The sequence below is a fragment of the Mycolicibacterium aichiense genome (genome assembly GCF_010726245.1).
Classification (GTDB): domain Bacteria; phylum Actinomycetota; class Actinomycetes; order Mycobacteriales; family Mycobacteriaceae; genus Mycobacterium; species Mycobacterium aichiense.
Genome location: NZ_AP022561.1, coordinates 5,004,668 through 5,019,090, shown reverse-complemented (window position 1 = coordinate 5,019,090; position 14,423 = coordinate 5,004,668). Strand labels below are relative to the sequence as shown.

Here is a 14,423-nt window from a genome sequence, read left to right as displayed (position 1 = left end):
AGGTATTGATGTACCCCCGGTTCGACGATGCGATGACATTGCACCCGCTTGATAACGGCTTTGAGGCAAACCTCAACGAGCACTGGACAATTGGCCCGAAAATCCACGGCGGCGTGATGTTGGCGTTGTGCGCCAAGGCGGCTCGTGAGGCGTACGACCACCCGGGCTTCGAACCGGTTGCCGTGTCGGCGGACTTCCTGTCGGCGCCGGATCCCGGGTCGGTTCGCCTGGTCACAGCAGTGCAGAAGCGGGGGCGCCGAATCGGTTTGGTCGACGTGGCGCTGACCCAGGGTGGGCGCACGTGTGTGCGCTGCGTCGTCACCCTCGGCGACCCCGAACATCACGTCGAGCCGCTGTTGTCGGCCAATCCGGTGACACCGCTGATGAGCGTCGAGCCGCCGGAGCACATCGAACCGATCGGGCCCGGTCACCCCGCGGCGGCGATCAACAATCTGGCGCGCGGCTGCGACATCCGGCCCGACCTGGACGAGACGCGCACCGAATCCGGTGCGCCGGTGTTCAAGATCTGGGTGCGACCCAAAGACGGGCCGGTGGACGTGTTGTTCGCCCTGATGTGTGGCGACATCTCGGTGCCGGCCTGCTACGCGGTGGGCCGCCGCGGCTGGGCGCCGACCGTACAGATGACGGCGTACCTGCGCGGCATGCCCGATCCGGGTTGGCTGCGGGTGTCGTGCACGACGACCCAGATCGGCCAGGACTGGTTCGACGAGGACCACACCGTGGTCGACAGTGCGGGGCGCATCATCGTGCAGACCCGTCAGCTCGCCTTGGTGCCCGCACAGTGATGTCGGCGCGCTAACCGCCGCGCAGCGAACGAAAGCGCACCGAAATCGTGGGGAATCGTGAACGGCCGACCCAAGCCGAAATCATCGGCCTCCTGCTCGTGCCGCGGGCGGCCCGCATCGGTCGGCCGATAGGGTCTGCGCATGGCCAGAATCGCGATCATCGGCGGCGGCAGTATGGGCGAGGCGATCCTTGCGGGGCTGCTTCGGGCAGGCCGGCAGGTGAAGGACATCGTCGTCTCCGAGCGCATGCCGGAGCGTGCCCGCTATCTCGGCGAGAAATATTCGATCCAGCTGGCGTCGGTGTCGGAGGCCGTGGAGACCGCGGCGTTCGTCATCGTGGCGGTCAAGCCCGGTGATGCCGAGTCCGTGGTCGCCGAGATCGCGGAGGCGGCCGCACAGGCCGAGAGCGACACCGTCGAGCAAGTTTTCGTCACCGTCGCCGCAGGGGTGACGATCAGCTTCTACGAATCGCGACTGCCCGCCGGGTCACCGGTCGTCCGGGTGATGCCCAACGCGCCGGCTCTGGTCGGTGCGGGCGTCAGCGCCATGGCACCGGGCCGGTTCGCCACCGCTGAGCAGCTCGCTGACGTTGCGGCGGTCTTCCGCTGCGTCGGCGATGTGCTGACCGTCCCGGAGAGCCAGCTGGACGCCGTCACGGCCGTCTCCGGTTCGGGGCCCGCCTATTTCTTCCTGTTCGTCGAAGCATTGGTCGATGCGGCGGTCGCCAACGGGCTCGGAAGGGCCGTCGCGACGGACCTTGCCGTGCAGACCATGGCCGGATCCGCGGCAATGCTGCTGGAACGCCTCGACAGCCAGCGTGCTGCGGGCGAGGACGTCGGCCTGGACACCTCGCCGGCCCGGCTGCGGGCGATGGTCACATCACCCGGCGGCACCACTGCCGCTGGCCTGCGGGAACTCGAGAACGGGGGGCTGCGGGCGGCCCTGGCAGCTGCCATCGACGCCGCAAAAACCCGCTCTGAGCAGCTAGGAATTACATCAGAGTAGTTCAAAGAATTTCTGATGGATTGACCCACACCCGTCGCAGTAACCCCATCCGCCACGCTATTCTCCTCGTGTATGCACGGCTGGGTGCCAGCGGTGGGGAAGCCGCTGGAACTGCCCGTGCCTGACGGATTGGGTTGCGATGACGTCTATGAACGGGCCATCAGCGCGGGATTCGGCTGGAAAGTCGGCGCGTGATGCCGGCGCCGACAACCCGCCCGCCGCTCGAGCTCAATTTCTGACCGTCGCCGAGGTCGCCGCGCTGATGCGCGTCAGCAAGATGACGGTCTACCGCCTGGTGCACAACGGCGAGCTGCCCGCGGTGCGGGTGGGCAGGTCGTTCCGGGTGCACGCCAAGGCTGTTCACGATCTGCTGGAGACGTCGTACTTCGACGCGGGCTGATCGCTCTTCGCGCGGGCGCTCATCGCCGGCTCGTCGGCAACAGGTCGTTTTCCGTTCCGCATGCCTGCTTAGGTAAGGTGTTCGGGACACAAGAAGCCTGCTCTCGTGCAGGCACTGCGAGGATTTAGGTAGCGGATTTACATGGGTTCAGTCATCAAGAAGCGGCGTAAGCGCATGTCGAAGAAGAAGCACCGCAAGCTGCTGCGTCGTACCCGGGTCCAGCGCAGAAAACTCGGCAAGTAGTCGTCGCACCCGGCCTGGCTCGGCCATCGTTGTCGAGCTGTGCCGGGTTTCGCGCAGGCCGATAGGCTGTTCTGATGTCTTCCGGCGGTATCGACAATGAAGCCCCGCATTACCCGAAGGTCGTGCTGGTCACCGGAGCATGTCGCTTTCTCGGTGGATACCTCACCGCGCGTCTGGCGCAGAACCCGCTGATCAACAAGGTCATCGCCGTCGACGCCGTCGCGCCAAGCAAGGACTTGCTGCGCCGGATGGGCCGCGCCGAGTTCGTGCGCGCCGACATTCGAAACCCATTCATCGCCAAGGTGATTCGCAACGGCGAAGTCGACACCGTGGTGCACGCCGCCGCGGCGTCGTACGCCCCCCGCTCGGGTGGACGCGCCACGTTGAAGGAAATCAACGTGATGGGCGCCATGCAGTTGTTCGCGGCGTGCCAGAAGGCGCCCTCGGTGCGGCGGGTGATCCTCAAGTCGACCTCAGAGGTCTACGGCTCGCATCCGCACGACCCGGTGGCGTTCACCGAGGACAGCAGCAGCCGCCGTCCGCCCGCGGAAGGGTTTGCCCGCGACAGCATTGACATCGAGGGCTATGCCCGCGGACTCGGCAGGCGCAGGCCCGACATCGCGGTCACGATCCTGCGGCTGGCCAACATGATCGGTCCGGGCATGGACACCGCGCTGTCGCGGTATCTGGCCGGTCCGCTGGTGACCACGATGCTCGGCCACGATGCGCGGCTGCAGCTGCTGCACGAGCAGGACGCGCTCGGCGCGCTGGAGCGGGCCACGATGGCAGGCAAATCGGGCACGTTCAACATCGGCGCCGACGGCGTGATCATGATGTCGCAAGCGGTTCGGCGGTCCGGACGCATTGCGATTCCGTTGCCGAATTCCGCGGTTTGGGCACTGTATTCGTTGCGAAGGGCGGGCCGGGCCTCCGACCTCAACCGTGACCAGATGGATTGGCTGAATTACGGCCGGGTCATGGACACCACCAGAATGCGCTCCGAGTTGGGCTTCACACCGAAATGGACGACGATGGAGGCGTTCGACGACTACGTGCGCGGCCGAGGTTTGACACCGATCATCGATCCGAAATGGGTACGATCTGTGGAGAGTCGCGCGGTCGCCGTTGCGCAGCGGTGGGGCGGCTGAGGGGCCAATGGTGGGGAGAAGGTATCGAAGTGGCGGGTGAATCAAAGGCGAAAGTGATTCCGCTGCACTCGAATACGAGTCGAGTTGCGGCGTCACGTCGTGCTGCGCAGCGCGCTGATGCGGCGCGCCGGCATCCCTCGCTACTGTCCGACCCGGGCACCCGTGCCTCGGCTGAGGAGATCGCCGCCGTAGTACGAGAAATCGACGCGCGGCGCGGGCCCGGTGGAAACGGGGTCGCCGAAGATGCGCCCAATGAACTGGCGCAACGCATTTCGGCCGTCGCGGAGTATGTCACCAAACGATTCACCGGCGACTATTCGGTGGACGAATTCGGGTTCGACCCGATGTTCAACAACGCGATCGTATTGCCTTTGCTCCGGCCGCTTTTCCAGAATTGGTTCCGAGTCGAGGTCAGCGGCATCGAGAATCTGCCGAAAAAGGGCGCCGGCCTCGTGGTCGCCAATCACGCCGGAACGTTGCCCATGGACGGGCTGATGTTGTCGGTGGCGGTCCACGACCATCACCCGGCCAACCGGGACGTGCGGTTGCTGGCGGCCGACATGGTCTTCGATATGCCGATGCTCGGCCCGATCGCCCGCAAGGCCGGCCACACCATGGCGTGCACCACCGACGCCCATCGTCTGCTCGCCGGCGGAGAACTCACCGCCGTTTTTCCCGAGGGCTACAAGGGCCTGGGCAAGCCGTTTCGGGACCGCTACAAGTTGCAGCGCTTCGGCCGCGGCGGCTTCGTCTCGGCAGCGCTGCGCACCAAGGCGCCGATCATCCCGTGCTCGATCGTCGGGTCCGAGGAGATCTATCCGATGATCACCGACGTCAAGCTCCTGGCGAGGGTGCTCGGGCTGCCCTACTTCCCGATCACGCCGCTGTTCCCGCTGGCCGGCCCGGTCGGGCTGATCCCGCTTCCGTCGAAGTGGCACATCGCGTTCGGAAAGCCCATCGAGACGGCCAGCTATGACGAGGCCGCCGCCGACGATCCGATGATCACCTTCGATCTCACCGATCAGGTGCGCGAGACCATCCAGCAGACGCTGTATCAGTTGCTGACGAAGCGTCGCAACATGTTCCTGGGCTGAGCCCGCGCGCTGCGCGCTACGTTTGCCTGCCCATGGCCGCCGCGGCGATGGCCGCGACCTGAGCATTGGTTTCCTCGTCGCCGCCGGCTTCGCCGATCATTGTCACGACGGTCGTCATCACCGGTTTGCCATCTTCATCGGTGACTTCGCTGCGCAATTCGCTGATCACCGTGCCGTGCGATTCGACAACCGAATCCAGCCACGAATCGAAGAACAATTTGTCGCCCGCCACGATCCGGCGGTGGAATTTGATCTTCTGGTCGCGGTGAATGACGCGCGCGATGTTGATGCCGACATCGAAATTGCGGAAGATGTCGAGCTGCACCTGGCGGCCCGGGATCGCGATGAAGGTCAGTGGCGCCACCACGTCGGGGTAACCGGCAGCCTTGGCTGCCTCCTCGCTGTAGTGCAGCGGATCGTCGGACTGGATCGCCTTGGCGTACTCGCGGATTTTCTCGCGACCGACGAGGTAGTAGTCCGGGTAGCGGTAGTGGGTTCCGATGATGTCGCTGGCGATTGACACCCGGGGAGCCTATCAGCGGGTATTGCCGACGCTGTGAATCAGCGCCGGCGTGACACCGCTGCCGCGAGCGCTCCGCCGACCGCGCCGAGTGCCAGCGCCGACGGCACTCCGATGCGCGCCGCTTTGCGCGCGGTGCGGAAATCGCGGATCTCCCAGCCCCGCTCGCGGGCCAGCTCGCGCAGATCGGCATCGGGATTGATGGCGACCGCGGTGCCCACCAGCGACAGCATCGGCACGTCGTTGTAGCTGTCGGAATAGGCGGTACAGCGCCGCAGGTTCAGCCCTTCGCGAATGGCCAGCTGCCGCACCGCGTGCGCCTTGCCGACGCCATGCAGGATGTCGCCCACCAGCCGGCCGGTGAACACCCCGTTCTCCGACTCGGCGACGGTCCCCAGCGCGCCGGTGAAGCCGAGTCGGCGGGCGATCGTGTCGGCCAGCTCGTACGGCGTCGCGGTGACCAGCCACACCTGCTGGCCTGCGTCGAGGTGCATCTGCGCCAACGCCCGGGTGCCGGGCCAGATCTTGTCGGCGATGATCTCGTCGTAGATCTCCTCGCCGACAGCGATCAGCTCGGCTGTCGACCGTCCTTCGATGAACGCCAGCGCCTTGCGCCGGCCCTCGGCGACGTCGTCGCTGTTCTCCCGGCCGGTGAGCTGAAACTTGGCCTGCGCGTAGATGAATTTGGCCATGTCGGCGTAGGTGAAGTATTTGCGTGCGGCCAGCCCGCGGCCGAAGTGCACCAGCGACGAGCCCTGCACCAGCGTGTTGTCCACGTCGAAGAACGCGGCAGCGGTGAGGTCGGCGGGCGGCGGCACGGTCGGCTCGGCGGCGGCCGGCCCCGGCTCGCGCACCGCGGCGATGCTGGCGTCGCGCGCCACCGCGCTGGCTTGCTCGGCGACCAACTCGTCGACGGCCAGCTCGGCGCCGGCATCACCTGCAAGCTCCTGGTCGTGGTCCCCAGAACCCATGGGTCAACCCTAACTGCGACACTGGCTCAGGTGAGCCGCGCACACGTCGAGCTGTTGACCCGGGCCGGGTGCACCATCTGCCAGCAGGTCTACGGGCGCCTCACCGAGCTGGCCGCCGAACTCGATTTCGAGCTGTCGGCCATCGACGTCGACGCCGTTGCGGCCGCGGGGGACAACGCCTTACGGGCCGAATTCGGCGACCGGCTGCCGGTCGTGCTGCTCGACGGGCGCGAGCACAGTTACTGGGATGTCGATGTCGCGCGGCTTCGCGCCGACCTGTCTGCCCGGTGAACACCGGCGGAATTTGGCCAGCTGCCTGCGCAGCGTTTACCGTGGAACTAAGTTTCACTAACGGAGCATTCCGTCACAGCGAGGGAGCGGGCCAGGTGATCGTGCCGTGAGCGTCCTGCTGTTCGGAGTTTCGCATCGCAGCGCTCCGGTTTCCGTTCTCGAGCAGCTGTCCACCGACGAGTCGGACCAGCTCAAAATCGTCGATCAACTCCTGCAGTCGTCGCTGGTGACCGAGGCGATGGTGCTGTCCACCTGCAACCGCGTCGAGGTTTACGCGGTGGTCGACGCCTTCCACGGCGGTCTGTCGGCGATCGGGCAAGTGCTCGCCGAGCACTCCGGCATGCCGATGGGCGATCTGACCAAGTACGCCTACGTCCGCTACGCCGAGGCCGCCGTCGAGCATCTGTTCGCGGTCGCCAGCGGCCTGGACAGCGCCGTGATCGGTGAGCAGCAGGTGCTCGGCCAGGTCCGCCGTGCCTACGCCACGGCCGAGGCCAACAAGACGGTCGGGCGGATCCTGCACGATCTGTCGCAACGCGCGCTGTCGGTGGGCAAGCGGGTGCACTCCGAGACCGCGATCGATACCGCGGGCGCCAGCGTGGTGTCCGTCGCACTGGATATCGCCGCCTCGCGCATGGACGGGTTGGCCGGGCGCACTGCGGCCGTCGTCGGCGCCGGATCGATGGGCGGGCTGTCGGTCGCGCACCTGCTGCGCGCGGGCATCACCCACATCGACGTCGTGAACCGGTCGTTGCCACGCGCGAAGCGCCTCGCCGAGAGCATCCGCCAGCAGGGTGCGACAGCCCGGGCGCTGAGCCTCGAGGAGCTGCCCGCCGCGCTGGCCGCCGCCGATGTCGTGGTCAGCTGTACCGGCGCGGTCCGTCCGGTGGTCTCGCTGGCCGACGTGCACCACGCGCTGGCCAGCGTCCGCCGCGATGAGACCGCTCCTCCGCTGGTGCTCTGCGACCTGGGCATGCCCCGCGATGTCGACCCCGCAGTGGCAGGTCTGCCCGGTGTGGCGGTCATCGATATGGACCGGGTGCAGCGCGAACCGTCGGCCAGGGCCGCGGCAACCGACGCCGAAGCAGCCCGGCAGATCGTCGCCGCAGAGGTTGCCAGCTACCTGACCGGCCAGCGGATGTCGGAAGTCACACCCACGGTCACCGCACTGCGTCAGCGCGCCGCCGACGTCGTCGAATCGGAACTGCTGCGGCTGGACAACCGGTTGCCGGGCCTCGATGACGCGCAGCGCGACGAGGTCGCCCGCACCGTGCGGCGGGTGGTCGACAAGCTGCTGCATGCCCCGACGGTGCGCGTCAAGCAGCTGGCCAGCGCGCCGGGCGGCGACAGCTACGCCGAGGCGTTGCGGGAACTTTTCGAACTCGATCCGCAGGCCGTCGATGCCGTGGCCGCAGGTGAATTGCCCCTGCTGGCAACGGAATTCGATCAGGGCCGAACCGACGGCACCGGGTAGCGCGGTTGGCCGGCAGTAACGACACGGTGATCCGGATAGGTACCCGGGGCAGTCTGCTGGCGACCACGCAGGCGGGGACCATCAGAGACCAACTGATCGAGCGCGGGCATCGCGCCGAGCTGATCATCATCAGCACCGCCGGAGACCGCTCCGACAAGCCGATCGCCGAGATCGGGGTAGGGGTGTTCACCGCCGCCCTGCGTGAAGCCATTGCCGACGGTCGCGTCGACATGGCGGTGCACTCGTACAAGGATTTGCCGACGGCATCCGACGAGCGGTTCACCATCGCCGCGATCCCGCCCCGAGAAGACGCCCGAGACGCTTTGGTGGCCCGGGACGGAATGGTTTTGGGGGAGTTGCCGGCGGGCTCGGTGATCGGCACGAGCTCGGTGCGACGGGCCGCGCAGCTTAGAGCACTGGGTCTCGGTTTGGAAATCCGCCCCCTACGAGGCAACCTAGATACCAGGTTGAACAGGGTAAGCAGTGGTGATCTCGACGCCATCGTGGTTGCCCGGGCGGGCCTGGCCCGTCTTGGACGACTCGGCGATGTCACCGAGACGCTGGAGCCGGTGCAGATGTTGCCAGCGCCGGCCCAAGGTGCGCTTGCGATCGAGTGCCGCGCGGGCGACACCGAGCTGGTGGCGCTGTTGGGATCACTCGATGATCCCGACACCCGCGTCGCGGTCACCGCGGAGCGAACCCTGCTGGCCAAACTGGAGGCGGGTTGTTCCGCACCGGTGGGCGCGATCGCCGAAGTGGTCGAGTCCATCGATGACGACGGCCGCGTCTTCGACGAGCTGTCACTGCGCGCATGCGTGGCGGCAGCAGACGGATCCGATGTGATTCGTGCGTCCGGTATCGGCACACCCGGCCGGTCCGCAGAGCTGGGGCTCTCGGTCGCCGCGGAGTTGTTCGAGCTCGGTGCGCGTGAAGTCATGTCGGTACAGAGCTCCGTACGCACGGCAGAAGACGGAGTAGAGCGGGAGTGAAGCGATGACTGGTCATGTGAGCGGTCGGGGACGCAAGGCGAAGCCGGGACACATCACGTTCGTCGGCTCGGGTCCGGGCGACCCCAACCTGTTGACGACGCGAGCCCGCACCGTGTTGGCCAACGCCGCGCTGGTGTTCACCGATCCCGACGTGCCGCCGGCCGTCCTGAGCGTGGTCGGCACCGACCTGCCGCCGGCGTCGGGGCCCGCACCCGCACCGGACGGCCCCCCTGCCGACGGCCATGACGAGACCGCGCCGCCTGTGGTCTCCGTCGGCCCCGACGTCCGGCCCGCGCTCGGCGACCCGGCCGAAGTAGCCAAGACGCTGGTCCACGAGGCCAAGGCAGGCTTCGACGTGGTGCGCCTGGTTGCCGGTGATCCGCTGTCGGTGGATTCGGTCATCACCGAGGTCAACGCCGTCGCCCGCGCCCACGCCGAGTTCGAGATCGTTCCGGGCCTGCCCGCCACCAGCGCGGTCCCGACCTACGCGGGTCTGCCGCTGGGATCGGCGCACACCGTCGCCGACGTGCGCGGCGAGGTCGACTGGGCGGCCCTGGCCGCCGCACCCGGCCCGCTGATCCTCACCGCGAGCGCCTCGCACCTTCCCGAGTCCGCGCGCACCCTGATCGAGTACGGCCTGGCCGAGGCCACGCCGTGCGTGGTGACCTCCAACGGCACCACCTGCGGTCAGCGTTCGGTCGAGACCACCCTGCACGGCCTGACCGACCGCGCCACCCTGGCCTGCAACAGCGATCCGGCCGGTCCGCTGACCGGCACGCTGGTGGTCACCATCGGCAAGACGGTGGCGCACCGCGCGAAGCTGAACTGGTGGGAGAGCCGGGCGCTGTACGGCTGGACCGTCCTGGTGCCGCGCACCAAGGACCAGGCAGGCGAGATGAGCGACCGGCTGGTCGGCCACGGCGCGCTGCCCATCGAAGTGCCCACCATCGCCGTCGAGCCGCCGCGCAGCCCGGCCCAAATGGAAAGGGCCGTCAAGGGTTTGGTGGACGGCCGCTACCAGTGGGTGGTGTTCACCTCCACCAACGCGGTGCGCGCGGTGTGGGAGAAGTTCGGCGAGTTCGGCTTGGACGCGCGGGCTTTCTCCGGCGTCAAGATCGCCTGTGTCGGCGAGGCGACCGCCGACCGGGTCCGCGCCTTCGGTGTCAGCCCTGAGCTGGTCCCGGCCGGTGAGCAGTCCTCACTCGGTCTGCTCGACGAATTCCCGGAGTACGACAGCATTTTCGATCCGGTGAACCGGGTGCTGCTGCCGCGTGCCGACATCGCCACCGAAACCCTGGCCGAAGGTCTGCGCGACCGCGGCTGGGAGATCGAAGACGTCACCGCCTACCGCACCGTGCGTGCGGCGCCGCCGCCGGCCGAGACCCGCGAGATGATCAAGACCGGCGGGTTCGACGCGGTGTGCTTCACCTCGAGCTCGACCGTGCGCAACCTGGTCGGTATCGCCGGCAAGCCGCACGCCCGCACCATCGTGGCGTGCATCGGGCCGAAGACGGCGGAGACGGCTGCGGAATTCGGGCTGCGGGTCGACGTGCAGCCGGAGACGGCTGCGGTTGGTCCGCTGGTCGATGCACTGGCCGAGCACGCCGCCCGGCTGCGTGCCGAGGGCGCGTTGCCGCCGCCGCGCAAGAAGAGCCGACGCCGCTAACCGGAAAGAAGGCATGTCATTGCCCGGCTATCCACGGCAGCGCCCGCGCCGGTTGCGCTCGACCCCGGCGCTGCGCCGATTGGTTGCCGAAACCAGCGTGGAGCCAAGGCATTTGGTGCTCCCGATGTTCGTCGCCGACGGCATCGACGAGCCGCGGGAGATTGCCTCCATGCCGGGGGTGTATCAACACACCCGCGACTCGCTGCGCCGCGCCGCGGAACAGGCGGTGGCTGCCGGCGTCGGGGGTGTGATGCTGTTCGGGGTTCCGCGTGAGTCGGACAAGGACGCTCTCGGCTCGTGCGGGGTGGATCCCGATGGCATCCTCAACGTGGCGCTGCGCGATCTCGCCAAGGACCTCGGCACCGACACGGTGCTGATGGCCGACACCTGCCTCGACGAATTCACCGACCACGGGCACTGCGGTGTGCTCGACGCTCGAGGTCGGGTCGACAACGACGCCACCAACACCCAATACGTCAAACTCGCTGTGGCACAGGCGGAATCGGGAGCCCACGTGGTGGGGCCCAGCGGCATGATGGACGGTCAGGTGGCGGCGATCCGCGACGGCCTCGATGCGGCCGGCTTCACCGACGTGCTGATCCTGGCCTACGCCGCGAAGTTCGCCTCGGCGTTCTACGGCCCGTTCCGCGAGGCGGTCGCGTCGAGCCTGCAAGGGGACCGGCGCACGTATCAACAGGACAGCGGCAACGCGCGGGAAGCGTTGCGCGAGATCGTTCTCGACCTCGACGAGGGGGCTGACATCATCATGGTCAAGCCGGCAATGGCCTACCTGGACGTGGTGCGAGCGGCCGCCGACGTCTCGCCGGTTCCGGTCGCCGCCTATCAGGTATCGGGGGAGTACGCGATGATCAGCGCGGCCGCGGCCAACGGATGGATCGACGGGCGGGCTGCCGCGCTGGAGTCACTGACCAGCATCCGGCGTGCCGGCGCCGACATCGTGCTGACCTACTGGGCTGCTGACGTCGCGGGCTGGCTGGCGTGACGCATCAGCAGCCGCCCACGGCTCCCGCGCGTCCCGCCGACGTCGACACCGGCTTCTGGCTGTGGCTCGTCGCTCTGCCGCTGATGGTCATCGGCTACCTCGTCGACGCGTACTTCACCGCGAGCAAGCATTCGTCGTTCTTCGTCATGGGGATCACGGTGTTGTTCGCGGTGACGGTGTCGGCGGTGGTCGTCACCTTCCTGTTCTTGATGCGGTCGGGCTATCGCTGGACCCGGACGGTGCTGACCGGCGGCGGCGTGGCCAGCGTCATCTACACCGCGGCCAGCCTGTTCAGCACCGAGCGGGAGACCGTGCAGGCGGTGGTCTTCGCGGTCACCGGCATCATCGGCTCGGTCTTGATCATGGGCGGCGCCTTCCTGCTGCACCGGCCGGACGCCCACGGGTTCTTCAGCAAGTGACCCGATAGGCTGGCCCGACCATGACCGCAACCCAACCCCGGCCGCGCCTTGTCTCGATCGCGTTCTGGTGCTGGCTGGCCGGGGCCATCGTGCTGATGTTGGGCGGCCTACTGCTCGCGTTCTCCAACGGCCCGGTGCCGGTGTTCTTCCGGGGCGCCGGTGTGCTGTGGATCGTCGCCGGTGCGCTGTTGAGCTACATCGCAGGCCGGACCCGTAGCGGCGACACCCGCTTCCGGCGGGCCGCGGTGGCACTCTCGATCGCGCTGGCGATCCTCTTGGCACTGTTCTCGGTGATGACCGGTGGCCTGGTTTGGCTGTTCGCCCTGGTGCTGGTGATCGTCCCCGCGGTGTTGATCATGCGGCCGGCAGCCCAGGAGTGGTACACCCCGGAGTCCGATGTCTGACGATCAGCCGCACGAGCAGCCGGAGCGGCTGTTCTCCGAAACCGGTGCCAGCTGGTACTGGCTGGTCGCCGGCCCGGCGTCGGCGATCACGATGCTGCTGATCCAGATCAAGGGCGGGGTGGGATTCCAGCCGGTCGTGCCGCTGATCTTCCTGGTGCTCGTCACCGGCTTCCTCTACATCCAGGTCAAAGCCGCCCGCATCCACACCAGTGTGGAACTGACCCGGGAGGCGCTGCGTCAGGGCACCGAGGTCACCAAGCTGAGCCACATCGTGCGGGTGTTCCCGCCGGCTGAGCATTCGGCGAAATCGCGTGAGCCCCTGGAGAAGTGGCAGACCTCGCGGGCTCTCGGAGAGTTGTCCGGCGTGCCCCGCGGCCGGACCGGCATCGGCGTCGAGCTCACCGGCAAGCGCACCGCGCAAGCCTGGGCCCGCAATCATCGCGCCCTTCGCGCCGCGCTGACCGCACTGGTCGAGGGTGAGACGGTGGACGCCTCGTGAGGCACATCGTCCAGATCGTCCTGGCGGCACTGGCGCTGGCCGGCGCCGTGGTCACCGGTTTGGCCGCCCGCAGCGTGGCGGTCGTGGCGCCGGTCACCGACGGGCAGCCCTCGACGACGTCGGCGGTCTTCGACCCGCCGCTGATGATGCTGACCTGGTTACTGGTCACCTTGGCCGGGGTGCTCGCGGTGCTGGGTGTGGCAGGTCTGGTCCGCAGCAGGCGGGCCCGCACCGCGGTGCAGCTCAGAACACCCGAGTCTGTCCCTCCAGCACTGGAACCGTCGTAGGCAGCTTGTAGGTCTGCACCCCATTGCGCCACATCACGGCATCACGGGCGTGCTCGGGAAGGTGCTTGACCAGCCAGCGCGGGTCATCGAAGGTCCAGTGCGGGTAGTCCGAGGAGAACAGCAGGATCTTCTCGCATTCCATCCATTCGAAGGCCCGCAGCAGTTCGGTCTTGTCCTCGGGATAGTCCAGCGGCTGGGTGGTGAATTTGATGTGGTCCTTGACGTAGTCACTGGGCTTGCGCGTGATGTCGACCCACGATTTGCGCGCGTCGTAGATGGCGTCCATCCGCCACATCAGCGGCAGGATCCAGCTGAAAGCGTGCTCGACGAACACGATCCGCAACGTGGGGTACCGGTCGAAGACGCCGTCGAAGATCAGGCTCATCACCTGATTGGCCGCCAGCAGTGAGTAGCTGACCATGAAGTCGTGGTTATAGCTGGGGAAGCCGACCGGCGGGATCGGCAGGGTCTCGAACTTGCCCCGGCCCAGGTGGCAGCTGACGGTGATGTCATGTTTGGTGGCGGCCGCCCAGACCGGGTCGTACCGGGGATCGCCCCATGACGGCCGCGGTTCGGCCTTGATCAGGATCTGCGACATGTACGGGTGGCCGGCCCACTGCTCGATCTCGCGGGCCGCCCCGGCGGGATCTTCGATCGCCACCGTGATCGACCCGCGCCAGCGTTGGTGCCAGTTGTTGCGGCTGTCCAGCCAGTGTTCGTCGAGCCAGCGGTTGGTCGCGATGGCCGACGCCTGCGCCGCGTCGGCCAGACGCGCCCCGGGAGCCAGCGGTTCCAGGATGCAGATGTCGGCGCCGGCCTCCATGACGAGTTGGCGAAATGCCAGATCCGGGTCGGTGCCGGCGAACTCGCCGTCGGGCGGGAAGGTGTCGGTGCGCATCGCATAGGCGTGCGCATAGTCGGGCGCGTCGTAGTAGATCTGCTCCCCGATCGGGTGGGAGAGGAAGTACTTGGTGCGCCAGGGCTCGGGGATGTAGTCGATCAGCACCCCGCGGCGCGGCACCGGGTGGACGTCGGAGTCCACGCACCGCACGGCGATGTGTTCGGTCGGTGCTGACCGCGTATCGATGTGGGTCAGAGTCATCCGGGTCATCTTTTCGTCGTCGGTGTGGCCATTCTCCCACTCCCGGCCGCCCAGATCGGGCCGAAAATTGAGTAGTCGGCTACGGATGTCCTCGCGCGGTCG

The 14,423-nt window shown here is 67.5% G+C and carries 18 protein-coding genes; 15 read left to right on the top strand and 3 right to left on the bottom strand.

The window, feature by feature from the left end:
* The first annotated feature begins 8 nt into the window (after positions 1–8).
* The 6 genes from G6N32_RS24210 (at position 9) to G6N32_RS24185 (ending at position 4,696) form a co-directional block, all read left to right on the top strand.
* Positions 9–806, top strand: coding sequence for a thioesterase family protein (locus G6N32_RS24210; protein ID WP_115318569.1), 798 nt, complete (start codon positions 9–11; stop codon positions 804–806).
* 141 nt (positions 807–947) lie between these two features.
* A complete protein-coding gene (gene proC, locus G6N32_RS24205) occupies positions 948–1,811 on the top strand; it encodes a pyrroline-5-carboxylate reductase (RefSeq protein ID WP_115318570.1) in 864 nt (287 codons plus the stop codon).
* A 139-nt stretch (positions 1,812–1,950) separates the two neighbouring features.
* A complete protein-coding gene (locus tag G6N32_RS24200; protein ID WP_036343205.1) occupies positions 1,951–2,211 on the top strand; it encodes a helix-turn-helix domain-containing protein in 261 nt (86 codons plus the stop codon).
* Between the two features lie 141 nt (positions 2,212–2,352).
* Positions 2,353–2,454 carry a 30S ribosomal protein bS22 gene (locus G6N32_RS24195; protein ID WP_003402602.1) on the top strand — a complete coding sequence of 34 codons (102 nt, stop codon included), beginning with the start codon at positions 2,353–2,355 and terminating at the stop codon, positions 2,452–2,454.
* Between the two features lie 74 nt (positions 2,455–2,528).
* Complete coding sequence (locus G6N32_RS24190; RefSeq protein ID WP_115318571.1) at positions 2,529–3,602, top strand: SDR family oxidoreductase; 1,074 nt, start codon at positions 2,529–2,531, stop codon at positions 3,600–3,602.
* A 29-nt stretch (positions 3,603–3,631) separates the two neighbouring features.
* The gene (locus G6N32_RS24185) at positions 3,632–4,696 is read left to right on the top strand and encodes a lysophospholipid acyltransferase family protein (protein ID WP_115318572.1); all 1,065 of its coding nucleotides are present in this window, start codon (positions 3,632–3,634) and stop codon (positions 4,694–4,696) included.
* Between the two features lie 16 nt (positions 4,697–4,712).
* Here the strand turns inward: G6N32_RS24185 and G6N32_RS24180 are convergent, their stop codons facing one another.
* On the bottom strand, positions 4,713–5,219 hold the full coding sequence (locus tag G6N32_RS24180) for an FAS1-like dehydratase domain-containing protein (RefSeq protein ID WP_115318573.1): 507 nt from the start codon (positions 5,217–5,219) through the stop codon (positions 4,713–4,715).
* A gap of 38 nt (positions 5,220–5,257) precedes the next feature.
* Positions 5,258–6,187 (bottom strand): HAD family hydrolase, encoded by a 930-nt coding sequence (locus G6N32_RS24175; RefSeq protein WP_115318574.1) that lies wholly within the window; start codon positions 6,185–6,187, stop codon positions 5,258–5,260.
* A 30-nt stretch (positions 6,188–6,217) separates the two neighbouring features.
* On the opposite strand from G6N32_RS24175, the gene G6N32_RS24170 reads away from it, so the two are divergent.
* The 9 genes from G6N32_RS24170 to G6N32_RS24130 all read left to right on the top strand — a co-directional run bounded on the left by G6N32_RS24170 (position 6,218) and on the right by G6N32_RS24130 (position 13,219).
* Entirely contained in the window at positions 6,218–6,478 is a 261-nt protein-coding gene (locus G6N32_RS24170; protein ID WP_115318575.1) for a glutaredoxin family protein, read from the top strand.
* A 106-nt stretch (positions 6,479–6,584) separates the two neighbouring features.
* On the top strand, positions 6,585–7,952 hold the full coding sequence (locus G6N32_RS24165) for a glutamyl-tRNA reductase (RefSeq protein ID WP_115318576.1): 1,368 nt from the start codon (positions 6,585–6,587) through the stop codon (positions 7,950–7,952).
* Positions 7,953–7,978: 26 nt separating this feature from the next.
* Positions 7,979–8,941: a hydroxymethylbilane synthase gene (hemC, locus tag G6N32_RS24160; protein ID WP_264028569.1), complete on the top strand. Its 963-nt coding sequence runs from the start codon at positions 7,979–7,981 to the stop codon at positions 8,939–8,941.
* A gap of 4 nt (positions 8,942–8,945) precedes the next feature.
* Positions 8,946–10,607, top strand: a complete 1,662-nt coding sequence (locus G6N32_RS24155; RefSeq protein ID WP_232077305.1) for a bifunctional uroporphyrinogen-III C-methyltransferase/uroporphyrinogen-III synthase — start codon at positions 8,946–8,948, stop codon at positions 10,605–10,607.
* 13 nt (positions 10,608–10,620) lie between these two features.
* On the top strand, positions 10,621–11,610 hold the full coding sequence (hemB, locus tag G6N32_RS24150; protein WP_115318579.1) for a porphobilinogen synthase: 990 nt from the start codon (positions 10,621–10,623) through the stop codon (positions 11,608–11,610).
* Positions 11,607–12,029, top strand: a complete 423-nt coding sequence (locus G6N32_RS24145; protein ID WP_115318580.1) for a hypothetical protein — start codon at positions 11,607–11,609, stop codon at positions 12,027–12,029. The genes hemB and G6N32_RS24145 overlap by 4 nt, the downstream gene beginning before the upstream one ends.
* 20 nt (positions 12,030–12,049) lie before the next feature.
* Positions 12,050–12,433 carry a hypothetical protein gene (locus G6N32_RS24140; RefSeq protein ID WP_115318581.1) on the top strand — a complete coding sequence of 128 codons (384 nt, stop codon included), beginning with the start codon at positions 12,050–12,052 and terminating at the stop codon, positions 12,431–12,433.
* Positions 12,426–12,932 carry a transport-regulating membrane protein Mce1N gene (locus G6N32_RS24135; protein ID WP_115318582.1) on the top strand — a complete coding sequence of 169 codons (507 nt, stop codon included), beginning with the start codon at positions 12,426–12,428 and terminating at the stop codon, positions 12,930–12,932. The genes G6N32_RS24140 and G6N32_RS24135 overlap by 8 nt, the downstream gene beginning before the upstream one ends.
* Positions 12,929–13,219 (top strand): hypothetical protein, encoded by a 291-nt coding sequence (locus G6N32_RS24130; RefSeq protein WP_115318583.1) that lies wholly within the window; start codon positions 12,929–12,931, stop codon positions 13,217–13,219. Before G6N32_RS24135 ends, G6N32_RS24130 begins: the two co-directional genes overlap by 4 nt.
* Here G6N32_RS24130 and G6N32_RS24125 read toward each other — a convergent pair.
* Positions 13,176–14,321 (bottom strand): amidohydrolase family protein, encoded by a 1,146-nt coding sequence (locus G6N32_RS24125; RefSeq protein ID WP_115319054.1) that lies wholly within the window; start codon positions 14,319–14,321, stop codon positions 13,176–13,178. The two genes, G6N32_RS24130 and G6N32_RS24125, sit on opposite strands and share 44 nt — an antisense overlap.
* Between the last annotated feature and the right edge of the window lie 102 nt (positions 14,322–14,423).